The following is a 22,535-nucleotide window of genomic DNA, read 5'->3' on the forward strand; positions in this document are numbered from 1 at the left end:
GCAGGTGGCTTCAGCCGTCGTGGGCGGGCGACAACAACCGTCGGCGCCGAGTGGGTTCAGCGGTCGGCGGCGCGTACGACGAGGGCCGAGTTGAATCCGCCCTGGCCGCGGGCGAGCACCAGGGCGGTGCGTACGGGCGCGGGGCGGGGGGCGCCGACCACCAGGTCGATGTCGTACCGGTCGGCCAGGGCCGTGCCGATGGTCGGCGGGATCACGCCGTCGCGGATGCTCAGCAGCGCGGCGGCGACGTCCAGCGGCGCGGCGCCGGAGTAGAGGCGGCCGGTCATGGTCTTGGGCGCGGTCACCGGGACCCCGTGCGGGCCGAAGGTCTTGGTGATGGCCTCGGCCTCGATACGGTCGAGTTCGGGGATCGCGGCGGCGTCCGCGAAGACCACGTCCACCTCGTCGGGGCCGGTGCCCGCGTCCAACAGCGCTTCCTCGATGGCCCGTTCGATGCCGGGCGCCCGGCCGCTGCCCGGCCGGGGATCCATGGTGGCGGCGTGGCCGACGAGTTCGCCGTAGATGTTCCCGGCGCCGCGGGCCCGCGCGTGCTCGGCGTCCTCGACGACCAGCAACGCGCCGCCCTCGCCGGGCACATGGCCGCGGGCGGACGCGTCGAAGGGCAGGTAGGCGCGCTCGGCGTCGTCCCCGGTGGCCAGCCGTCCGCCGGCCAGTTGGGCCACCCACCCCCAGGAGCAGATCGACGCGTCGACGGCGCCGGCGACCACGACCGACGTCCCCTTGCGGATCTGGCGCCTGGCCTGGGCGAGCGCGTCGAGGCCGCCCGCCTGGTCGCTGACGACCACGCTGCTGGGGCCGCGCAGTCCGTGGCGGATGGAGATCTGCCCGCTGTTGACGGCGTAGAACCAGGCGAAGGACTGGTAGGCGGAGACGTACCGGCCGCCCTTGCTCCACAGGGCCTTGAGTTCGTTCTGGCCGAACTCGAAGCCGCCGGAGTGGCTGGCGGTGATCACCCCGGCCGCGTAGGCGGGCAGGTCGTCGGCGTCGATCCCGGCGTCCTTCAGCGACCAGTCCGCGCCCACCAGGGCCAACTGGGTCATCCGGTCGGTCTGCGGCAGCAGCCTGCTGGGCAGGTGCTCGCGGGCGTCGAAGCCGCCGATCTCACCGGCGAGCCGCGACGGGTAGTCCGAGGGGTCGAAGCGGGTGATCCGTCCGATGCCGCTGCGTCCTTCGAGGGTGGCGGCCCAGTACTCCTCGACACCGAGGCCGTTGGGCGCGACGACACCGAGTCCGGTCACCACGGGGTGGGCGTTCATCGAGCGCTCCGATCCGGTCGGGCGAGCACTACCGCGCTCTGGAAGCCGCCGAAGCCGCTGCCGACCGACAGCACCGTGTCCGTACGCCAGTCGCGCGCGGTCAGCGGCACGTAGTCGAGGTCGCACTCCGGGTCCGGGTGGTGCAGATTGGCGGTGGGCGGTACGACGCTGTGCTCCATCGCCAGCACGGAGGCCGCGATCTCGATCGAGCCGATGGCGCCGAGCGAGTGGCCCACCATCGACTTGATGGAGCTGACCGGCGTCCGGTAGGCGTGGTCCCCGAGGCTGCGCTTGAAGGCGGCGGTCTCGTGGCGGTCGTTCTGCTTGGTGCCGGAGCCGTGCGCGTTGATGTAGTCGATGTCCTGCGGATCGATCCTGGCCTCGTCGAGCGCCACCCGGATCGCCTCGGCCATCTCCGCGCCGTCCGGGCGCAGTCCGGTCATGTGAAAGGCGTTGGACCGGGTCGCGTAACCGGCGACCTCGGCGTAGATGTGGGCGCCCCTGCGGCGGGCGCTCTCCAACTCCTCCAGGACGAACACGGCCGCCCCTTCGCCGAGTACGAAGCCGGTGCGGCTGGCGTCGAACGGCCGGGAGGCGTGCTCCGGGTCGTCGTTGCGCGCCGTGGTGGCCTTGATCGCGTCGAAGCAGGCGACGGTGATGGGCGAGATCGGGGCGTCGCTCGCCCCGGCCACGACCACGTCGGCCGCCCCGTCGCGGATCAGGTCGGTCGCGTAGCCGACGGCGTCGAGGCCGGAGGTGCAGCCGGTGGAGACCACCGTGCCGGGCCCCTCCGCGCCCACGGCCCAGGCGACCTCGGTCGCGAAGGAACTGGGCACCAGGAAGTTGTAGAGGTGCGGGACCGCGTACTCGTGGTCGACGAGGTCCAGCCGTCCGCCGTCGCTGACCGCGCGGTACTCCTGGTCGAGGCCGGTGGTGGCGCCGACGGCGCTGCCGATGGTCACGCCCACGCGGTGCGGGTCGACGGAGTCGAAGTCCAGTCCGCTGTCGGCGACCGCCTCGCGGGCGGTGACCACCGCGAACTGCGCGGCGCGGTCCATCCGGCGGATCTCCTGCGGGGTGAGCCCGGACAGTTCGGCGTCGAAGTCCGCCTCGGCGGCGATCTGGGAGCGGAACGGCGCCGGGTCGAAGAACGAGATCCTGCGGGTCGCGGTGCGTCCGTCGGCCAGCAGTTGCCAGAAGTCCTTGACCCCGATGCCGCCGGGGGCCGTGACACCGACTCCGGTGATCACGACGCGGCGGCCGGTCGACCTGCTCACGAAGCGCTCCAGTGGTAGAAGCGCTGGGCCATCGCGTCGGCCGGCGAGCGCCAGGTGGCGGGGTCGTACGCCTCGATGTGCGGCTTGAGGTCGTCGCTGATCCGGATGAACCGGGGGTCGTTCTTGGCGGTCTCGATGCGCTCGCCACCGTTCTCGGCGTCGAAATCCTGGAGGTGGAAGTACAGACCGCGGTACGAGAACAGCTCACGGCGGCGCGTGCCCATCAGATGCGGCATGTCGGTCCCGTCGAAGGCGCCGAATATCTGGGCCACCTCCTCGGCCGAGCCCAGGTTCATTCGGGCGACGATCAGTGTGCTGTGCATCTCTACCTCTCTCGCGAATCGAGTCGGGCGGGACCGAACCAGCGGTCCAGTGCCGCCGGAAGGTCGTAGTGGCTGCCGGGTCCGGCCCACGCCACATAGCCGTCGGGGCGGATCAGCACCGCGGTGGTACCGTCGAGCGGGTCGGGTCCGTCGCCGCGCGGGACGGCGGTGACGATGTCGATCCGCTCGCGCCAGTCGGCGGCGCGGCGGCGCACGTGCGGGTTGTCGGCCAGGTCGAGCAGGACGCCGCGGCCGGCGTGCAGCAGCGCGGTGCTGCTGGTCGGCCGGCCCCGCACGCTCAGTTCCACATGCGGCATCCGCGCCCCGAGGAGCGGATTGGGGCCGGGTCCCACGTCGTACCGGATCGCCAACCCGCTGACCTGCGCCGCGAGATGGCGGGTCACGTCCTGGTACGCGGTCAGCTCGGCGAGCACGTCGCGCAGCGGCTGCGCCTCCTTGCCGCCGAGGATCAACTGGCTCTGCGCGCCGGTGTTGGCGAGCAACTGCCTGCCGACCTCGTGCCGTTCGGTGTGGTACGTGTCGAGCAGGGATTGCGGCGCGGTGCCGCGCAGGACCGCCGCGAGTTTCCAGCCGAGGTTCACCGAGTCCTGGATGCTGGTGTTCATGCCCTGGCCGCCCGCGGGGAAGTGGATGTGGGCGGCGTCGCCGGTCAGCAGGACCCGGCCCCTGCGGTAGTCGGAGACCTGGCGTGCGGCGTCGGTGAAGGCGCTGATCCACACCGGCTCCGCGCCGGAGATGTCGTCCCCGGTGAGCCGCTTCCAGGTGTCGGCGACCTCGTGGAAGAGCGGCGGGCCGCTCCGCCTACGCGGCGGTGTGCCGCGCTCGCCGACGATGACGCGGTGCACGCCGCCCGCCAGCGGGGCGGACATCACCATGCCGCCGGCCGACAGTTCGCCGGTCATACGGGGCGCCACGTCGATGCCGCGGATGTCCGCGAGCAGCAGTTCGGTGGCGCCCGCGGTGCCGGGGAAGTCGAAGCCGCCGGCCTTGCGGACGGTGCTGCGCCCGCCGTCGGCGCCGATCAGGTAGTCCGCCCGCAGTGTCCGCTCCCCGTCCGGGGTGCCGACGCGTACGGCGACGGACGCGTCCTCCTCCTGGTACGAGCGGACCTCGTGACCGCGGCGGATCTCGGCGCCGAGTTCGAGCGCCCAGTTCTGCAGAACGGTCTCGGTGACGGACTGGGGCACGGTCTTGGCGCTGCGGTACGGGCCGTCGAGCACGCCGAGGTCCAGCGGGACCCCGCCGAAGTGGCCCTGCTCGCTGGTCGTGAGCTCACCGAAGCGGCGGAGCAGTCCGCGCTGGGCGAAAGTCTCGACTGTTCGAATCGCCAATCCTATTCCGCGTGATTCCGCGGTGGGTCCGGAAAGGCGCTCCAAAACAATGACGTCAATACCGGCCAGCCGCAGTTCCCCGGCGAGTACGAGCCCGGCCGGTCCGGCTCCCGCAATGATGACCGAAGCGCTCATACACCTCTCCCATCTGAAAGGGCAATCGCGTCCGCCGGGTTTCCGTTGGACGCAAATATCGTCCGTCACGCCCTGCCCAGAATTCAAGCAAAAATCTAAAGGGTATCTGAAAATGACCGTCAGAGGAACGTCAAACCGTGTCTTCAGGTTCCTGACACTCCGACCATGAAGCCGACGTCAGGCACCACACCGCTCGACGGCGATTCATAAGAAACCGTCAAGGGATGTACAGGTTTCTTGACCGAGCACGATCGGCCGCTCCGCCCCAACTGCGCGTATGCGCCGGATAGTTGCGGGAACCTTGCAGGAGTATGAAATGTCCCGCCGGATCTTCAAAGCGGGCCCGGCGGCCGCTAATCTGCCAAAGAAATTTGAGCGATCCCCATCGAGGTTGGAAAGTCATGCGGGTGCTGGTAGCGGATTCCGACACGATTGGGGTCGGCAGCCTGAGTACCGAGTTGCAGCGGCACGGATTCGACATCGAGCAGTGCGGCACCGGTGCGGAGGCGCTGGAGAAGTACTCCAAGTTCGATTTCTTCCTCATCGACCTGGCGCTGCCCGACATGGACGGTCTCGAAGTGTGCCGATTGCTCCGGTCGGCGAGCGACATACCGATCATCGCCTTCACCGACCCCGACACCGAACTCGACCGGATCCTGTGCTTACAGGCCGGTTGCGACGACTGCATGGCCAAGCCTTTCGGATACCGCGAACTCCACGCGCGTATCGAGGCCGTCCTGCGGCGTTCAGGACCGCAACTCTCGGCCGCCGTCCGGTCGCAGCCGATCATGATCGGCTCGCTGTGCGTCGACCCGGACACCCGGGAGGTCCGGGTGAACGGCCGGCTCATCAGGCTCACCCGGATCGAGTTCTGCCTTCTCCTCCAACTCGCGTCACAGCCGCAGACGGTCTTCACCCGTACGCAGTTGATGGCCGACGTGTGGGGCTATCAGCACGACGGCCGCCCGCTGAGTGCGCGGGCGAGCCGCACCATCGACACCCATGTCAGCGCGCTGCGGAAGAAGTTGGGCGACCCGAGCTGGGTCGTCACGCTCCGCGGGATCGGGTTCCGGATGGGACACGGCTGAACGACTCCCGCCGCCCCCACCTCACTTCACCGCCGGAACACCCGTTCCGGTATCTCGCACCCCGGAACTTGTGTCCGGTACATCTCGCCCGGAAGGCCCTGCCTCATGCCCGGCTCACGCCACCAAGCCCACCTGCTCGCCACGGCCGTCGTCCTGTCCCTGACGCTGGCGGCCTGCTCGTCGTCGGACTCCACGTCCCCGTCGACCGACGGGAAGACGGCCAAGCCCCACGCGGGCGGTCATCTGACCTTCGCGCTGGGCTCGGACCCGATCTGCGTCGACCCGCACCAGGCGGCCACCAACGACGCGGTCTACGCCGCGCGCGGGCTGGTGGACTCGCTCACCGACCAGGACGCGGCGACCGGGAAGATCGCCCCCTGGCTCGCCACCTCCTGGGACGTGAGCCCGGACGCCTCGGCGTTCACCTTCCATCTGCGCGACGGCGCGACCTTCAGTGACGGCAGCCCGGTGGACGCGAACGCCGTGAAGGCCAACTTCGACGCCGTGGTGAAGCTCGGGGCGAAGTCGATCTTCGGATCCGGCTACCTCAGCGGCTACCGGAGCACCGAGGTCATCGACGCGCACACCGCGAAGGTCACCTTCGACCAGCCCAACGCCCAGTTCCTCCAGGCCACTTCCACCACCACGCTCGGCCTGCTGGCCCCCGCGAGCCTGAAGGGCAGCGCCGAGAAGCTGTGCGCGGGGCCGCTGATCGGCTCGGGCCCCTTCACCCTGGCGAGCTACACCCCGGGACGCTCGGTGGAACTCAACCGGCGCGCCGACTACACCGGGGGCTCGGCCCTGTGGAAGCACAGCGGCCCCGCCTACCTGGACAAGATCACCTTCAAGGTCGTACCGGAGTCGGGCGTGCGCACCGGCAGCCTGGAATCCGGGCAGGTCGACGCCATCGCCGGGGTCGCGCCGCAGGACGAAGCGGGCGTCACCGGCCAGGGCGCGAAGCTGCTGTCCCGTTCCAACCCCGGCGTTCCGGTCGCGCTGAGCGTCAACACCTCGCGGCCCCAGGCGGGCGACATCGCGGTACGCCGGGCGCTGGAGGTCGCCATCGACCGCAAGGAGGTCGTCGACACCGTCCTCAGCGGCAGTTACCACCCGGCCACCAGCTCGCTGTCCAGCACCACCGACGGCTACCGGGACAACTCCAAGCTCCTCGTCCACGACCCGGCCGCCGCGGGGCGGATCCTGGACGCGGCGGGCTGGAAGCCGGGGCCCGGCGGCATCCGCGTGAAGAACGGCGCGAAGCTCGACCTCAAGGTCATTCTCGCGCCCAACTTCGGCCCCAACCAGTCCGTCCTGGAACTCGTGCAGCAGCAGGTGAAGAAGGCCGGCATCGGCCTCACCCTCAAGGTGCTGAGCATCGCCGACTACCAGGTCGCCCAGAAGAGCGGCGACTACGACCTGTCCTGGGGCAACGGCACCAGGGCCGACCCGGACATCCTGCGCACCGCCTTCTCCAGCAAGCTGCTCAACCTCTCGCACATCGACGACCCCGAGTTGCAGACGCTGCTCGACACCCAGGCCGCCGCGGCCGACCCCGCCAAGCGCGCCGCCATCGTCGCCTCGGCGCAGCGCCGCGTGCTCGAACAGGCTTACCAGATACCGGTGTTCGAGATGACCAGCGTGTACGCGCTCAGCGGCAAGGTGCACGACATCACCCTCGGCTCGTCGTCCCAGGCGCAGTTCCACGACGCCTGGCTCTCCTGAACGAAGGCGACGATGAGGACCTATCTCCTACGGCGGCTGCTCCAGGCCGTGTTCGTGCTGTGGGCCGCCTACACGGTGTCCTTCGGTGTGCTGTACCTGCTGCCCAGCGACCCGGCGACGATCATGGCGGCGGGCGGCGGTGACGCCAGTACGGTCACCCCGGCGCAGACCGAGGCACTGCGCCACCAGTACGGCCTGGACCAGCCGTTGGCCGAGCAGTACGGCACCAGGCTGCTCCATGCCCTGCACGGTGATCTGGGGCGGTCGGTGCAGAACGGTGTCCCGGTGACCCGGCTGCTCTCCCACGACCTCCCGACCACCGTCCAACTGGCCGCCAGCGCGCTGCTGCTGGCCCTGGTGCTGGGCAGCGCCGTGGCGCTGCTGGCCAGTTGGACACGGAGCGGGCCGCTGCGCCAGCTCCTGCTCTCCTTACCCGCGTTGGGGGTGTCGGCGCCGACCTTCTGGGTGGGGCTGGTGCTGGTCCAGTTGTTCTCGTTCCGCTGGCATGTCTTCCCGGCCTTCGGCGACGAGGGCTTCGACTCCCTGGTCCTCCCGTCGGTCACGCTCGCGCTGCCCGGTGCCGCGCTCATCGCGCAGGTTCTCGCCAAGAGTCTGCGCACGGCACTGGCGGAGCCGTACGTCCAGACGGCCCTGGCCAAGGGGGCGAACCGGCGGCGGGTGCTGTTCGGACATGCCCTGCGCAACGCGTCGATCGCCCCGCTGACCCTGGTCGGCATCATGATCGGCAATCTCCTGGCCGGGGCGGTGGTCGTGGAGACCGTCTTCGCCCGTGCCGGGATAGGGCGTGAGACGGCCGCGGCGGTGACGGCCCAGGACATCCCGGTCGTCCAGGGCGTCGTCGTCCTCGGCGCCGTCACGTTCGTCCTGACGACTCTCGCCGTCGACCTGCTCCTGCCCCTGCTGGACCCGCGGATCACCGCGACGACGAAGCCGACGGTGCGGACATGACCGAACTGAGCCTCCCGGACGCGGACACCGCGGGGTCGGGCGCGGACCTGACCCGCGCCGCACCCGCGCAGTCGCCGCACCCGCGGTCCCGGCTCCGCCGGTACGCGCGGTTCTGGCTGACGCGGCCGGGGCTGCTGCTGTCGGCGCTGCTGATCGCGGTGCTGCTGCCGACCGCGTTCTTCCCCCGGCTGCTCACCTCCCGCGATCCGCTGGCCGCGGCGCCGCGGGACAAGCTCGCGGCGCCGAGCGCGGAACACCTCTTCGGCACCGACCAGTTGGGCCGCGACGTCTTCGCCCGCGTCGTGCACGGCGCCCTGCTCACCCTCCAGGCGAGCGGGCTCGCCGTACTGGTCGGACTCGTCGTCGGGTCGCTGGCGGGGCTGCTCGCCGGCTACCTCGGCGGGGTCGTGGACGACACGCTGATGCGGCTCACCGACGTCCTGCTGTCCATCCCCGGCCTGCTGCTCTCGCTCGCGCTGGTGACGGCGCTGGGATTCGGCACCGTCAAGGTGGCCCTCGCCGTGGGGGTGACCAGCGTGTCGACCTTCACCAGGATCATGCGCGCCGAGGTACTGAAGGTCGCGGGGTCCGGCTATGTGGAGGCGGCGCGGGCCTCGGGCACCCGATGGCCCGCGGTGCTGTGGCGGCACGTGCTGCCGAACGCGGCCGGTCCCGTACTGGTCTACGCGGCCATCGACTTCGGCGCGGTCATCCTCCAGGTGTCCTCGCTGTCGTTCCTCGGCTACGGCGCGCAGCCCCCGGCGCCGGAGTGGGGCTCGCTGGTCTCGGACGGCCGCAATTACCTCGCCACGGCCTGGTGGCTCACCACCTTGCCGGGGCTGGTGATCGCGGCCACCGTGCTCGCCGCCAATCGCATCGCCCGCTCCCTCGACGGCGAAGACACGGAGGACCGATGACGCACACGACACCGACGGACGGCGCATCCCCGCCGTCCGCAGGTCCGTTGCTCGACATCCGGGGGCTGCGGATCTCCTACCGCACCCGCACCGGAACCGTGCCCGCCGTCCGCGGCGTCGACCTGACCGTCCAGCCGGGCGAAGTGGTCGCCCTGGTCGGCGAGTCGGGCTCGGGCAAGAGCACGGCGGCGCTCGCGGTGACGGGGCTGCTGCCGCGCGGCGGCTCGCTCGACGCGGGGTCCGTCCTCTTCGACGGCGCCGACGTGGCGCGCGCCGGGGAGACGGGACTGCGCGGGCTCAGGGGCCGGGAGATCGGCCTGATCCCGCAGGACCCGATGCTGTCGCTCAATCCCGTGCGGCGGGTCGGGTCCCAGGTGGCCGAGGCGCTGCTCATCCACCGGCTCGCCGACCGGGCGGGGGCGGCCCGGCAGGCCCTCGACCTGCTCGGCGAGGCGGGGCTGCCCGACCCGGTCCGGGTCGCGCGCCAGTACCCGCACGAGCTGTCCGGCGGCATGCGCCAGCGGGTGCTGATCGCCATCGCGCTGGCCGCGCGGCCCCGGCTGGTCATCGCCGACGAGCCGACGAGCGCGCTGGACGTCACCGTCCAGCGGACGATCCTCGACCACATCGACACGCTGACCCGGGACCGGGGCATCGCGGTTTTGCTGATCACCCACGACCTCGGGGTCGCGGCGGACCGGGCGCACCGGGTGAGTGTCATGTCGCGCGGCGAGGTCGTCGAGACCGGACCCGTACGGCAGGTGCTCGAAGAACCGGAGCACCCCTACACCCGCGGCCTGCTCGCGGCGGCCCCGAGTCTGGCCCGGTCGCCGGTGCCGGCTCCGGCCCGGTCGCGAGCCGCGTTCCGGTCCGTTCGGGAGCGGGCGCACGGAGCCGGCCCGGTCGCGGGGAAAGCGCCGCTCGTGGCCGGGGAGCCGGGCGCGGCGGAGGACCTGGTCGTGGCCGAGGACCTGGTCAAGGAGTACCCCGGCCGCCGAGGGGACCGGCGCCTCGGCGTACGGGCCGTCGACGGCGTCAGCCTGCGGGTCGGCCGGGGCGAGACCGTCGCCCTCGTCGGCGAGTCGGGCTCGGGCAAGTCGACGACGGCGCGGATGCTCGTACGGCTCACCGAGCCGACCTCCGGGCGGATCACCTTCGACGGGCGGGACATCACCGGCCTCGACGGCGGTGAGCTGCGCCGACTGCGCCGCCGTATGCAGATCGTCCAGCAGAGTCCGTACGCCTCGCTGTCCCCCCGGATGTCCGTCGCGGAGATCGTCTGCGAGCCGCTGCGGGCCTTCCGGATCGGCTCCCGCGCCGAGCGCGCCCGGCGGGCGGCGGATCTGCTGGACCTGGTCCGGCTGCCCGCCGCGTTCCTGGGCCGACGCGCCTCCGAGCTGTCCGGCGGCCAGCGCCAGCGGGTCGCGATCGCCCGCGCGCTGGCGCTGGACCCGGATCTGGTGGTCTGCGACGAGCCCGTCTCCGCGCTCGACGTGTCGTCGCAGGCGCAGATCCTGGATCTGCTCGCCGGTCTCCAGGACCAGCTCGGTCTCAGCTATCTCTTCATCTCGCACGATCTGGCCGTCGTCCGCCAGATCGCCTCACGGGTCGGCGTGATGCGGGCGGGACGGCTCGTCGAGAGCGGCACGGTGAAGGAGGTCTTCGCCGCGCCCTCCCACCCGTACACATGGGAACTGCTGGCCTCCGTGCCGGGCAGCCTCGTCCGGTGACCGGTCGTCCGTGCCCGGCCCGCGGTTCGTCGCGGGCCGGGCACGGACGTTGGCGCGGGCGGTTCTAGCCCGCGCTGAAGGAGACCACCGGCGTGTAGGCGGTGCCGGCGTTGAACTCCACCTGCTGGGTGCCCCTGGGCGAGCCGAGGGCGGTCAGCGGCAGCGTCCAGGTGTACGTCGAGCCGCTGATCGTGGTGGTCGGGGCCGGTGTGGCGGCGGCCCATGCCCAGCCGGTCGAGGTGCTGCGGTAGAGGGAGCCGTTCTCGATCATGTAGTCCGCGCCGAGCGGTGAGGACGACGGCGCGGGCGCCTGGTAGCCGGTCGCGGTGTTGCCGTCGGTGTTGATGAAGACGTGGTGGAAGCTCTCGGAGCTGTTGAAGGTCGCCTTGAAGACGGCCGTGCCCGCCGAGGCGCACGCCGAGTACGAGGTGATGGCGCCGGAGCCCGCGGTGGTGGTGCACCCGGTGCCCCCGCCGGAGCCGCCGGTGCCCCCGGACCCGCCCGATCCGGCGGCAGCGGCCTTCGCCAGTTCGTCGGACCAGTACGCGCCGGTGGGCAGGGTGTCCCACGGATTGGGCAGGTTGTCCGGGGTGACGTACAGATAACCGGCGTTGCGCTGCTTGCTCAGTGCGACCGCGTTCTCCATGTCGGCCTGCGCCGGGGTGCCGTAGACCAGGTGCCAGAACTTGTCGGGGTTGGCGTAGTTCAGCTCCCAGTCGGGCGCGGTCCAGGAGGCGTAGACGCTGTAGGTGTTCTCGAACATCACCAGGACGTCGGCCGCCGACGCGTAGCAGGACTCGGCGGGCGAACCGGGGTTGTCGACGGTGAGGGCGCCCGGGTGGGCCTGTTTGGTGGTGGAGTTGATGCCGCTGTAGAGGTTCACGTGCGCGTTGCCCGAGCCGCAGTCGCCCAGGGCGTCGTCGAAGAAGATGCCCGCGAGGCCCGAAGAGCCGTACCAGGAGTACCAGTTGGCCACGTCGGCGTTGATCTGCGCGGTCCACGCGGCGACGCTGGTCTGCCCGCCGCGGGTGGTACGCCCTGTGGTGCCGAAGTAGCCGGTGTCGACGTAGCCGAGCACCTTCGCCCCGGCCCCGGCCGCCGCGCTCACGGCCGAGGCGTAGCCGCTGTCGACCGCGGTGCCGGGCCCGTTGGAGGGGTTCGCGACGGCGATGCCGACGCGGGACCCCGCCTGGTCGATCTGGGTCCAGAAGGCGCGGCCGGCGGCGTCCGAGGGGTTGAAGTACGCGGGTACGGCCAGATGCTGCGCCCCGGCTGCCGCGCTCGCCCGGCCGGACAGCGTGCCGAACATGGTCAGCGCGAGCGCGGCGGCGACCGCCGCGCTCACGGCGGCCCTGGTCCGGTGCGCGGCGGTGAGGCGATGCCGCGACCGGGTGTGTGCGAGTGATCGGATGAGGGACATGTGATCCCCTTTCGACGGTGGGGGGTTGCGTGAACAGGGGGTGGGACCAGGGAGACAGGAAGCGTCAGCCCTTGACCCCGGCGTGCGCGATTCCCTGCACGAACTGCCGTTGCAGGAGCACGAAGACGGCGATGACCGGGAGCGAGGCGAGCAGCGATCCGGCCATCAGCACGGGGTAGTCGGTCTGGAACTGCCCCTGGAGCGAGGCCAGTCCGGCGGACAGGGTCATCCTGTCCGGGTCGGTGTTGACCACCAGCGGCCAGAACAGGTCGTTCCAGGACCACAGCAGCGCGAGGACCGCCAGCGCGACGAGTCCGGGGCGGACCAGCGGCAGCATCACCGACCAGTAGATCCGCCAGGGCCCCGCGCCGTCGATGCGCGCCGCCTCCTCCAGCTCCTTCGGCAGGGCCAGGAACGACTGCCGGAGCAGGAAGACGCCGAACGCGCTGAACATGCCGGGCAGGATCAGCGCCTGGAGGCTGTTGAGCCAGCCGAGGTCGGACATGATCTGGTACTGGGGGATGATGAACAGTTGCGGCGGCACCATCAGCACCGACAGGAACAGTCCGAAGAGCATCCCGCGGCCGGGGAAGCGCAGCCGCGCGAAGGCGTAGGCGGCCATCGGGCACAGCACGACCTGGCCGAGCGTGCGCCCGAGCGACATCAGCAGCGTGTTGAGGAACTGCCGGCCGAACGGCAGCAGGTCGAAGACCTTGCCGTAGTTGTCCCAGTGGCCGCCGGGCAGTGGCGACGGCGGCACATGGGTCGCGTCGCTCAGCGACTTCAGGGAGGTGACGATCTGCCAGAGGAACGGGGCGACCATCGCCAGCGACGCCGCGATCAGCACGGTGTGCACCAGCGGGTGACGTCCGCGCCGGGAGCGGCGGGCGGGCCGGTCCGCGGCCCGGCCGGCCGTGTGGACCTCAGCCATAGTGCACCCACCTCTTCTGCATGCGGAACTGAAGGGCCGTCAGCGCGACGATGATCAGCAGCAGGACCATCACGATCGCCGCCGCGTAGCCGCGGTCGTTGGTGACGAACGCGCGGTCGTAGAAGAGCTGCACGACCGTCTCCAGGCGCGGGAACGCCGGGTTGGAGCGGGCCGCGGCGCCCGATCCGGCCATCACGTAGACCAGGTCGAACAGTTGGAGCGAGCCGATGACCGAGATCACCGAGACGAAGAACGCGGTGGGCGACAGCAGCGGCAGAGTGACCGAGCGGAACTGCCGCAGCGGGCCCGCGCCGTCGATCTCCGCGGCCTCGTAGTACTCGCGCGGGATCGCCTGCATCCCGGCCAGGAAGATCACCAGGTTGTAGCCGATGCTGCTCCACACGCCCACCACGACCAGGGCGTACAGCGCCACCCGAGGGTCGGCCACCCAGTTCGGGCCGTCGATGCCGACCAGCGACAGCAGGTAGTTGATCAGCCCGTAGTCGCCGTTGTAGAGCCAGCGCCACACCATGCCGATCGCCACCGGCATGGTGACCACCGGCAGGAAGAACAAGGTGCGGTAGACGCCGACGCCGCGCAGCCCCCGACGGTTGAGCAGCGCCGCGAAGACGATCGCCAGCGGGATCGACAGCAGTCCGAGCCCGGTGTAGGCGAGGGTGTTGACCAGCGCCCGGCCGAACTCGCCGTCGTGCAGCATCCGGTGGTAGTTGTCCAACCCGCTCCAGGTGTGGCCGCCGAAGGCGCCCCAGCGGGTGAACGAGAAGTACGCGGTCTGCACGACCGGCCACAGGTAGAAGACCGCGAGGCCCAAGCCGGTCGGCGCGATGAAGGCGTAGCCCCACAGCGCCTCGGTGACGCGGTCGCGGCGCGGTCGCCGGAAGCGGCCGGGCAGCCGTGACAGCCGCCCGGTCCGCGGCCGGGCGCCGGTGGCCGCCTGCACGTCCCCGGCGGCGGCGCCGGGGGTGGACGTGAGGGTCATGTCACTCCTTGGCGAGCAGGTCGTCCATCGCCGCGGCCAGCCCGCGCGCCGCCTTGTCCACCGGCTCCTGGCCGTTCCACGCCTTGGTGAGATACGTCAGCTCGGCCTCGTTCCAGGCGGCGGTGTTCTTCGAGACCGGGTACGGGACGCCGTACGGCACCTCGTCGAGGAAGGTCTGGAGGTGGAACTGCGGGTAGGCGGCGATCCAGGCGCCCTGCGTGCCGTTGTACGCCGGCATCGCGCCGGACTTGGCCAGGATCTCGGCGGCCGGCTCGGAGCCGAGGAAGTTCACGAACTGCCATGCCTGGTCGGCGTGTTTGGTCCGCGCCGAGACCACGTTGGCGAGGCCGTGGATGATCGTGGCCCGCTTCTCGCCCGTGGGCAGCGGGGCGACGTCGACCCGGTCCTTCGTGTAGGCGTTGCCGCCGAATTCCAGGGAGTCCCAGGAGCCGCCCCAGTACATCGCGAGCTTGCCCGCCTCGAAGAGCTGGAGCGGTGCGGTGTCCGTCATGGTCTTCAGGTCGGGCGACTGCTTCTTCTGGATCAGGTCGGTCCAAAAGCGCAGGCCCTCGATCGTCTTCGGATCGGCGTAACCGGACTTCTTGCCGTCCGGTGAGATCACATAGCCGCCGGCCTGGGCGATGGTGTTGTACTGGTACTCCTGGAAGCTGGTCAGCTCCGCGCCGGTGGCGTACTGGCCCTTGCTCGCGTCCGTCAGCGCCGCGGCCGCCTTCCGGAAGTCGCCCCAGGTCCAACCGGCCTTCGGGTAGGGGACCTTGGCGGCGTCGAAGAGCGTCTTGTTGTACCAGACGCCGACCGTGTCCAGGTCCTTCGGCAGTCCGTAGTGCTTGCCCTGGTACGTGTACTGGTCGACCAACTGCTTGGGGTAGGCGGACAGGTCGGTCCTGTCCTTGGCGATGCCGTCGTCCAGCGGGCGGATCACGCCGTTGGAGGCGTAGAGCTGGAAGTTGGGGCCGTTCATCCAGAAGACGTCAGGGGCGGCGCCGCCGGTGGCAGCCGCCTTGAGCTTGGTCCAATAGTCGGCCCACGGGGTGAGCTGGACCTTGACCGTGATGCCGGGGTGGGTGCGGGTGAACTCGCGGCCGAGCTGCTCCATGGCCGTCTTCTGCGTCGCGTCCCACACCCCGTACGACAAGGTGACCTTGCCGCCCGAACCGCCCGCGCCCGAACCGCCCGCGTCCGAGCCGCTCCCGCCCGACGAACAGGCCGAGGCGGCCAGCACCACCCCGAGCGCCACCGCACACCATCGCACCGACTTCCGCATACCGGGCCCTCCCAGGATCCACACGCCCCGGCGGTGGACCGTCAGCCGGAGTCGTCGAGTGGCATTAATCATGGAGTCCATGGAAATTAAGTCAAGACCCGTGAGATGAAGAATTCCTCTCAGCGGTCTCCGCGCCCGGTCAGACGCGGCGGGAGAAGTGCTCCACGCCGCCCAGTTCGTGCCGTTCGCGCAGTTGCCGGTCCACGTGGTCGAGGGCCAGCCGCAGCGCGCCCAGCGCCACCCCCTCGTCGCCGAACTCGGAGATGCGCACCTCGGGCGTGCGGATGCACCAGCGGTCCAGCTCGCGCCGCAGCGGCTCCGCGATCAGGTCGGCCGACCGGGAGAAACCGCCGCCGATCACGACCAGTTCGGGGTCCAGGGTCAGCACCAGCGCCGCCGTCCCGACGGCCACGTCCCGCACATAGCGCCGCACCACGGCCGCCGCCTTGCGGTCGCCCGCGCGCGCCGCCTCGAACACCGCCTCGGCCGCGGCCTCCTGGTCAACCGCTGTGTCCGCGTGCGCTCCCGCGCCCCGCCCCCTCCCCTGCCCCTGCCCCGACACCCCGGTCCGCTCCGGCACGGGACCGGCCTGCGGCGGCCACCCGCGCAGGTGCTCCTGCGCCCTGATCCAGCCCGAGGCGGGCAGTGCTCCGATCTCTCCGGCCGCGTTGCCGAAGCCGCGGTGCAGCTTGCCGTCGATGATCAGCCCGGCGCCGGTCCGCAGACCGGCGAGGATCACCACCACGTCCTTGGCGTAACGCGCCGCCCCGCACCACGACTCGGCCAGCGCGGCCAGCTTGCTGTCGTTCTCGACCAGCGCCGGGCCGCCGACCAGGCGGCGCAGATGCGCTCCGACGTCCACGCCGGTCCACTCCGGCAGCGCCTCGGAGAGCATCACCCTGCCCGCGCCGTCCACCAGTCCGGTGGTGGCCACGCCCGTCGCCCACAGGTCGCCGGTGGTCAGGCCGCCGCCCGCGAGCGCTCCTGCCACCGCGCCGTCCAGCGCGGCCAGGCGCTCCTTGCGGCCCATGGCCGGCGCCACCGCCACCCGGGCGCTGTGCAGCACCGTTCCGTCCAGGTCAGCCACCAGCGCCAGGATCTTGTGGCCGCCGATGTCCACCCCGAGCACCCGGCCCGCGTCGGCGCGGAACCGGAACCGCCGGGCGGGCCGGCCCACCATCCCGGCCGCGGCGGGCACCTCGGCCAGCCAGCCGTTGTCCAGCAACTCGCGCACCACGTCCTCCGTGGAGGCGCGCGACAGCCCGGTCCGCCGGGACAGCTCGGTCAGGGTCATCGCCGGTGCGGACCTCAGCTCCCCCAGCACGGCGAGGGAGTTGAGCTGCCGGAGCCGGGAGAGGTCGCCGCCGCTCGGAGTCTCGGTCACGACGTCCCCTTGAGTTTGGTTGCTGCGCGCTTAATAATGAGAGAGTCCATGATAAATAGGAAAGGATCCTATGTCTCGGGTGACTCTAGCTCTCGTCGGCGCCGGGCTGCGCGGACAGACCTACGCACGCCACGCGCAGGTCACCGGCACAGGGCGGGTGGTGGCACTGGCCGAACCCGATCCGGTGCGGCGCGCCGCCGCGGCCGAGGAGTTCGCCGTCCCGCAGGACCGGGTGTACGCCGACTGGTCGGAACTGGCGGCGGCGGGACGGCTCGCCGACGCCGCGATCGTGGCCACCCAGGACAGACAGCACACCGAACCGGCCGTCGCGCTGGCGGACCTCGGCTATCACGTGCTCCTGGAGAAGCCGATGGCCACCACCGAGGCCGAGTCCGCGGAGATCGCCGAGGCGGCCGAGCGGAACAAGATCATGCTCGCCGTCTGCCATGTCCTGCGGTACACCCCGTACACGCAGACGCTCAAGCGGATGCTGGACGAGGGCGCGATCGGCCGACTGGTCAGCGTCCAGCACCTGGAGCCGGTCGGCTGGTGGCACCAGGCGCACTCGTTCGTCCGGGGCAACTGGCGGCGCTCGGACACCTCGGCGCCGATGCTGCTCACCAAGTCGTGCCACGACATCGACTGGCTGGTGTACCTCTTCGGCCGCTCGCCGCGCCGGGTCAGCTCCTTCGGCAGTCTCACCCACTTCCGGGCCGAGGCCGCCCCCGCGGGCGCCGCCGCGCGCTGCACCGACTGCCCGATCGAGAGCACCTGCCCGTACTCGGCCAAGCGCCTGTACCTGGACTGTCTGGAGGACCCCGAGCGGCGCTACTGGCCGCTGTCCGCGGTCACCGAGGACCACACCGAGGCCGGTGTCCTTCAGGCGCTGCGCACCGGTCCCTACGGGCGCTGCGTCTACGCGTGCGACAACGACGTCGTCGACCACCAGGTGGTCTCGATGGAGTTCGACGACGGCGCCACCTGCTCGTTCACGATGAGCGCCTTCACCCCGCAGGAGCACCGCAGGACCCGGCTGCTGGGCACCCACGGCTATCTCGACGGCGACGGCGTCACCATCAGGACGGTCGACTTCCGTACCGGCGAGGAGGGCGTCGTGGACACCAGCACCACCGCGGGCGCCTCGGCCGCGGACGGTCACGGCGGGGGTGACGAGGCGCTGATGGACGCCTTCCTGGAGGCGGTCGCCACCGGAGACGGCGGCGTCCTGAAGTCCGACGCGGCGGCGAGTCTGGCCAGCCACCGCGTGGTGTGGGCCGCGGAGGAGGCCAGGACGACCGGCACCGTCGTCGCGCTCGCGTCCGCGGTCTGAGGAGCCGCGCCCCGGAGAAAACCGGCCCGCGCCCCGGAGCAGACCGGCCCACGCCCCGGAGCACGCCGACCCGTGCCCCGGAGCACGCCGACGCGCGCCCCGGAGAAAACCGCACGGCGCCCCCGGACACGACCGGCCCGTGCGCCACCGCCGGTCAGTCGGCCACCGGACGCCGCACCCCCGTCGTGGACTCCCCCACCTCCAGCCGGTACGGGGCCACGTGCACCGCGTGCCCCGGCGGGGTCGCCGCGCCGATCCGGCCGGCCAGTGACGTGACGGCCAGCGAGGCGATGGCCGCTTTGTCGGGCACCACCGTCGTCAGCGAGGGAGTGGCGTAACGGCCCTCCTCGCTGCCGTCGACGCCGGCGACGGCGATGTCCCCGGGCACGGCGAGACCGGCCTCGTGGAAGGCCCGGATCGCGCCGACGGCCAGCATGTCGTTGAAGCAGAACACCGCGTCCGGGCGGCTCCCGGCGGGCAGGGCGGCCAGCGCGCGGCCCGCCCGCAGCCCGCTGCGCCGGTCGAACTCCTCGACCTGCGGCGCGAGTCGGGGGTCGAAGGACAGACCCGCCGCGTGCAGGGCGAGTTGGAAGCCCTCCAGGCGCTGCCTGCTGGTCGCCGAGCCCTGCCGGTCCACGCCGACGACGGCGAGCCGGGTCCGGCCGAGCGAGACCAGGTGGGCGGCGGCCTCACGGGCGGCGGCCACATTGTCGATCAGGACGTGGTCGGCGTGGAGTTGCTCCCGGCCGTCCTCGCGCTCGCCCAGCAGCACCAGCGGGAAACCGGCCGTGGTGGCGGCGAGTTGGTCGAAGGGCACCCGGAGCGGGGAGAGGATCACGCCGTCGAGCAGGGCCGCGCCGAGCCCGGTGGCCAGCCGCAGCTCCTCGCGGGGGTCGCCCAGCGTCTCCTCGATCAGGACGGTGAGTCCGATCCGGGACGCCTCGGTCCTGACGTGGTGGGCGAGTTCGGCGAAGTAGGGCGTGGCCAGGAACGGCACCGCCAGAGCGATCAGCCCGCTGCGGCCGGTGCGCAGCCGTACCGCCGACGGGTTCGGACGGTACCCCAGTTCGCTCACCGCGACCATGACGCGCTCTCGGGTGGCGGGGGCCACTCTCGACATTCCGCGTACAACGTTGGAAACAGTCTTGACTGAGACGCCCGCGCGATCGGCGACGTCCTTGAGCCGCACTGCTGTCACGTACCCGCCCTTCTCGGAGACGCCTCATTGTAGGGCAGTTCAACGCAGAGCGTCCCGCAGACGCGTGCAGGCGGCAGTCGTCCGCGCCCAAAGGGTTGACCGCCAGGACACACACTGGTTACAACGTTGGAACAGCCGGGCGAAGGAACCACTGGCCGACCCTGCCGGGGGTCTCCGTGCGCCCGGACGCCGTGGGCGCGTGGCGGACCGCCGTCGCGCCCCCGGCGGTCGAGCGGCGGCCGGACAGCCCGTTTCCGCGCCACCGCCCGTGACGTACCGCCAGCCTCACGAGAGGGCCCGCATGTCCCCGCACCGCCCGAATCTCCCGCTGCGCACCGCCGTGGTGGGCACCGGATCCATCGCCCGAGGAAGTCACCTGCCCGCGCTCGCCGCTGTGGCGGCGGAGGGCTCGGTGGAGATCGTCGCCGTGGTCGACGTCGCCGAGGAGGCGGCCCGCGCCGCCGCCGAGGAGTTCTCCGTGCCGGGCGCCTTCACCGACCTCGACACCATGCTCGGCGAGGTACGCCCCGACCTGGTCGTCCTCTGCACACCGCCCTCGCTCCACCGGGAGCAGGCCGTCGCCGCGCTGCGGACCGGCGCCCATGTGTGGTGCGAGAAGCCGCCGTGCCCCTCGCTCGCCGACTACGACGCGGTGACGGCCGCCGCCGAGCGGGGCCCCGGCGCCCCGACCGCGGCCTTCGTCTTCCAGCACCGGTTCGGCTCCGGCGCCCGCCACGTCCGCGAACTGCTGCGCGAGGGGGCCTTCGGACGGCCGCTGGTCGCGCACTGCCAGACCACCTGGTACCGGGGCGCGGACTACTACGCCGTGCCGTGGCGCGGCCGTTGGGACACCGAGGGCGGCGGTCCCGCCATGGGGCACGGCATCCACCAGAACGACCTGCTGCTCGACCTGCTGGGCCCGTGGCGGGAGATCCGCGCGATGGCCGCCCGGCTGGTGCACGACGTGCAGACCGAGGACGTCTCCACCGCCCAGGTCCGGTTCGCGAGCGGCGCGGTCGCCACCGTCGTCAACAGCGTGCTCAGCCCCGACGAGGTCAGCCGGATACGGATCGACTGCGAGCTGGCGACCGTCGAGCTCACCCATCTCTACGGCTACCGCAACGCCGACTGGCGGATCACCCCGGCCCCCGGCGTCCCGGCGCGGACGGCACGGGCCTGGAACGACTTCGGCCCCGACGAACCCAGCTCCCACCTGGCCCAACTACGCGCCCTCGTCGCCGACATCCGGGCCGGAACCCCGCACCCGACCGGCGGCGAAGGCGGCCGCGGGATCGTGGAGTTCACCGCCGCGCTCTACAAGTCCGCCTTCACCGACGCCACCGTCCGGGCGGGCGAGATCAGCCCCGACGACCCGTTCTACGCCGCCATGCACGGCGGTGAACCCGACCGGCTGCCGGTCGGCGCCCGCGAGGAGGAGCAGGCCGCATGACGCTGTCGCTGACCCACGTCCACGACGACCGGATCACCGTGACCCACCGGGCCACCGGTACCGAGCTGTTCGCCTACGTGTACCGCCCGGAGGCCGCCTGGGAGGCGCCGAAGCCGTACCTCCACCCGATCCGCACCCTCGGCGGTGGTCTGGTCACCGACTACCGCCCGAACGACCACCGTTGGCACAAGGGCCTCCAGCTCACCGCCTCGCACCTGTCGGGTCAGAATCTGTGGGGCGGCAACACGTATGTGCACGGCGAGGGGTACGTGGCGCTGCCCGAGCGGATCGGCTCGATGGCGCACGTCGGCTTCGACGAGGTGTCGGCGGGTCCCGACGGCGTGGTGATCGCCGAGCGCCTGACCTGGCGCCCGTACGACGGCTCGCTCTGGGCCGAGGAGGACCGCAGGATCGAGGTCACCGCCGAGGAGGGCGGTTGGACCCTGACCTGGTCCTCGGCCGTCACCAACCGGCGCGCCGAGCCGTTGCGGTTCGGCAGCCCCACCACCGCCGGGCGGCCCGACGCCGGTTACACCGGGCTGTTCTGGCGCGGGCCGCGCGCCTTCCGCGACGGGCACGCCTTCACCGCGGACGGCGACAGCGCCGAGCGCGACCTCATGGGTGAGCAGGCGCCCTGGCTCGCCTACAGCGGCGAGCACGACGGACGCGACGGACACGCCACTGTCGTCTTCGAGCACGCGCCGGGCAACGACCACGCGGGCGAGAAGGGCACCCACCCCGCGCACTGGTTCGTGCGCACCGACCCGTTCGCCGCGGTCGCCCCGTCCTTCGCCTTCCACGAGGAGCTGGTCCTGGCCCCCGGCGAGGTCCTGGACCGTACGTACCGCGTCCATGTCGCCGACGGCGCCTGGGACCGTGCGGCGGTCACCGCCCATCTGGAGCGGCACCCGTGGTGACGGCGGGCTACGACGGGTTCCCCGGGGCGGTCGCGGTCTCCCGGCTGAGCGTCTACGACTGGCCGACCGTGGACGGCAGGCCGGGCGGCGGCACCCCGCACCTCCATCTGACGTGCAGCGAGGGGTACGTGGTGACCGACGGCGAGGGCGCCGTGCAGACCCTGACCGCCTCCGGTTTCGAGGAGACCCCGCTGCGCGCGGGCACCGTGGCCTGGTTCACCCCCGGCACCATCCACCGGCTGGTCAACGACGGCGGGCTGCGGATCACCGTCGTGATGCAGAACGGCGGACTCCCCGAGGCGGGCGACGCCGTCCTCACCCTGCCCCCCGACCGGCTGACCGACCCCGAGGTGTACGCGACGGCGGTCCGGCTGCCGACGAGCGGGAGCGAGCGGGAGCTGGTCGGCGCGGCGCGGGCCCGCCGTGACCTCGCCACCCGCCGGTTCCTCGAGCTGCGCGACGCGCTCGCCGCGGGTGATCCGGAGCCGCTGGCCGCCTTCCACCGCGCGGCGGCCGAGCTGGTGCGGCCACGCCTGGCCGACTGGGAGCGGCGCTGGCGCGAGGGCGCCCGCGCGGCGGTGACCGCCACGCACGACCAGTTGGCCGCTCTCGGTGACGGCGACGCGCGCCATCTGGCCGACGCCCGTACCCACGCGAGCGGACCCGCCGCGACCGGACGGTTCGGGATGTGCGGCCGTCTCGACGTCTACCACGACGGGTGAGCCGAACGGCCCGTCCCCGCCCCTCGGCGTCCGCCCACGACGGGTGAGCCGAACAGCCCGTCGCCGTTCCCAGCCCCCGTGCGGCGGCGGGCGCCTCGTGCCACCGCT

The 22,535-nt window shown here is 71.8% G+C and carries 19 protein-coding genes; 9 read left to right on the forward strand and 10 right to left on the reverse strand.

Translation table 11 applies throughout. The features are described from left to right. Positions 1–56: 56 nt before the first annotated feature. The 4 genes from ACIP4Z_RS14805 to ACIP4Z_RS14820 are packed head-to-tail and all read right to left on the reverse strand — an operon-like array spanning position 57 to position 4,364. Positions 57–1,277: a ketosynthase chain-length factor gene (locus ACIP4Z_RS14805; RefSeq protein ID WP_355335468.1), complete on the reverse strand. Its 1,221-nt coding sequence runs from the start codon at positions 1,275–1,277 to the stop codon at positions 57–59. Then, on the reverse strand, positions 1,274–2,554 hold the full coding sequence (locus tag ACIP4Z_RS14810) for a beta-ketoacyl-[acyl-carrier-protein] synthase family protein (protein ID WP_355335471.1): 1,281 nt from the start codon (positions 2,552–2,554) through the stop codon (positions 1,274–1,276). The genes ACIP4Z_RS14805 and ACIP4Z_RS14810 overlap by 4 nt, the downstream gene beginning before the upstream one ends. Next, positions 2,551–2,877: a TcmI family type II polyketide cyclase gene (locus ACIP4Z_RS14815; RefSeq protein ID WP_391125374.1), complete on the reverse strand. Its 327-nt coding sequence runs from the start codon at positions 2,875–2,877 to the stop codon at positions 2,551–2,553. Before ACIP4Z_RS14815 ends, ACIP4Z_RS14810 begins: the two co-directional genes overlap by 4 nt. Before the next feature lie 2 nt (positions 2,878–2,879). Continuing rightward, entirely contained in the window at positions 2,880–4,364 is a 1,485-nt protein-coding gene (locus ACIP4Z_RS14820; RefSeq protein ID WP_355335475.1) for an FAD-dependent monooxygenase, read from the reverse strand. 401 nt (positions 4,365–4,765) lie between these two features. Here ACIP4Z_RS14820 and ACIP4Z_RS14825 point away from each other — a divergent pair, with 401 nt between their 5' ends. From ACIP4Z_RS14825 to ACIP4Z_RS14845, 5 genes are all read left to right on the forward strand, one after another. After that, positions 4,766–5,452: a response regulator transcription factor gene (locus ACIP4Z_RS14825; protein ID WP_355335477.1), complete on the forward strand. Its 687-nt coding sequence runs from the start codon at positions 4,766–4,768 to the stop codon at positions 5,450–5,452. Between the two features lie 105 nt (positions 5,453–5,557). Beyond that, the gene (locus ACIP4Z_RS14830; RefSeq protein WP_401307929.1) at positions 5,558–7,174 is read left to right on the forward strand and encodes an ABC transporter substrate-binding protein; all 1,617 of its coding nucleotides are present in this window, start codon (positions 5,558–5,560) and stop codon (positions 7,172–7,174) included. Between the two features lie 12 nt (positions 7,175–7,186). Then, positions 7,187–8,143: an ABC transporter permease gene (locus ACIP4Z_RS14835; RefSeq protein ID WP_355335481.1), complete on the forward strand. Its 957-nt coding sequence runs from the start codon at positions 7,187–7,189 to the stop codon at positions 8,141–8,143. After that, on the forward strand, positions 8,140–9,060 hold the full coding sequence (locus tag ACIP4Z_RS14840; protein WP_401307932.1) for an ABC transporter permease: 921 nt from the start codon (positions 8,140–8,142) through the stop codon (positions 9,058–9,060). The genes ACIP4Z_RS14835 and ACIP4Z_RS14840 overlap by 4 nt, the downstream gene beginning before the upstream one ends. Next, positions 9,057–10,790 carry a dipeptide ABC transporter ATP-binding protein gene (locus tag ACIP4Z_RS14845; protein ID WP_401307935.1) on the forward strand — a complete coding sequence of 578 codons (1,734 nt, stop codon included), beginning with the start codon at positions 9,057–9,059 and terminating at the stop codon, positions 10,788–10,790. The genes ACIP4Z_RS14840 and ACIP4Z_RS14845 overlap by 4 nt, the downstream gene beginning before the upstream one ends. A gap of 64 nt (positions 10,791–10,854) precedes the next feature. Here the strand turns inward: ACIP4Z_RS14845 and ACIP4Z_RS14850 are convergent, their stop codons facing one another. The 5 genes from ACIP4Z_RS14850 to ACIP4Z_RS14870 all read right to left on the reverse strand — a co-directional run bounded on the left by ACIP4Z_RS14850 (position 10,855) and on the right by ACIP4Z_RS14870 (position 16,810). Then, positions 10,855–12,210, reverse strand: a complete 1,356-nt coding sequence (locus ACIP4Z_RS14850; protein ID WP_401307938.1) for a spherulation-specific family 4 protein — start codon at positions 12,208–12,210, stop codon at positions 10,855–10,857. Between the two features lie 64 nt (positions 12,211–12,274). Next, positions 12,275–13,141 (reverse strand): carbohydrate ABC transporter permease, encoded by an 867-nt coding sequence (locus ACIP4Z_RS14855; protein ID WP_401307941.1) that lies wholly within the window; start codon positions 13,139–13,141, stop codon positions 12,275–12,277. Continuing rightward, positions 13,134–14,141: a carbohydrate ABC transporter permease gene (locus ACIP4Z_RS14860; protein ID WP_401307944.1), complete on the reverse strand. Its 1,008-nt coding sequence runs from the start codon at positions 14,139–14,141 to the stop codon at positions 13,134–13,136. The genes ACIP4Z_RS14855 and ACIP4Z_RS14860 overlap by 8 nt, the downstream gene beginning before the upstream one ends. A gap of 1 nt (position 14,142) precedes the next feature. Then, complete coding sequence (locus tag ACIP4Z_RS14865) at positions 14,143–15,399, reverse strand: ABC transporter substrate-binding protein (protein WP_401307947.1); 1,257 nt, start codon at positions 15,397–15,399, stop codon at positions 14,143–14,145. 166 nt (positions 15,400–15,565) lie between these two features. Next, the gene (locus ACIP4Z_RS14870; protein ID WP_401307950.1) at positions 15,566–16,810 is read right to left on the reverse strand and encodes an ROK family transcriptional regulator; all 1,245 of its coding nucleotides are present in this window, start codon (positions 16,808–16,810) and stop codon (positions 15,566–15,568) included. A gap of 70 nt (positions 16,811–16,880) precedes the next feature. Here ACIP4Z_RS14870 and ACIP4Z_RS14875 point away from each other — a divergent pair, with 70 nt between their 5' ends. Beyond that, positions 16,881–18,140, forward strand: a complete 1,260-nt coding sequence (locus ACIP4Z_RS14875) for a Gfo/Idh/MocA family oxidoreductase (protein WP_355335498.1) — start codon at positions 16,881–16,883, stop codon at positions 18,138–18,140. Between the two features lie 154 nt (positions 18,141–18,294). Here the strand turns inward: ACIP4Z_RS14875 and ACIP4Z_RS14880 are convergent, their stop codons facing one another. Next, on the reverse strand, positions 18,295–19,338 hold the full coding sequence (locus ACIP4Z_RS14880) for a LacI family DNA-binding transcriptional regulator (protein WP_355335501.1): 1,044 nt from the start codon (positions 19,336–19,338) through the stop codon (positions 18,295–18,297). A 301-nt stretch (positions 19,339–19,639) separates the two neighbouring features. Here ACIP4Z_RS14880 and ACIP4Z_RS14885 point away from each other — a divergent pair, with 301 nt between their 5' ends. Genes ACIP4Z_RS14885 through ACIP4Z_RS14895 form a run of 3 tightly spaced genes read left to right on the forward strand, consistent with a single transcriptional unit; the run spans position 19,640 to position 22,427 of the window. Beyond that, positions 19,640–20,788 carry a Gfo/Idh/MocA family protein gene (locus ACIP4Z_RS14885; protein WP_401307953.1) on the forward strand — a complete coding sequence of 383 codons (1,149 nt, stop codon included), beginning with the start codon at positions 19,640–19,642 and terminating at the stop codon, positions 20,786–20,788. Continuing rightward, positions 20,785–21,705, forward strand: coding sequence for a PmoA family protein (locus ACIP4Z_RS14890; protein WP_401307955.1), 921 nt, complete (start codon positions 20,785–20,787; stop codon positions 21,703–21,705). The genes ACIP4Z_RS14885 and ACIP4Z_RS14890 overlap by 4 nt, the downstream gene beginning before the upstream one ends. After that, positions 21,699–22,427, forward strand: a complete 729-nt coding sequence (locus ACIP4Z_RS14895; protein ID WP_401307958.1) for a cupin domain-containing protein — start codon at positions 21,699–21,701, stop codon at positions 22,425–22,427. Before ACIP4Z_RS14890 ends, ACIP4Z_RS14895 begins: the two co-directional genes overlap by 7 nt. The last annotated feature ends 108 nt before the right edge of the window (positions 22,428–22,535 follow it).

This window comes from Streptomyces sp. NPDC088910, assembly GCF_044749865.1.
GTDB lineage: Bacteria > Actinomycetota > Actinomycetes > Streptomycetales > Streptomycetaceae > Actinacidiphila.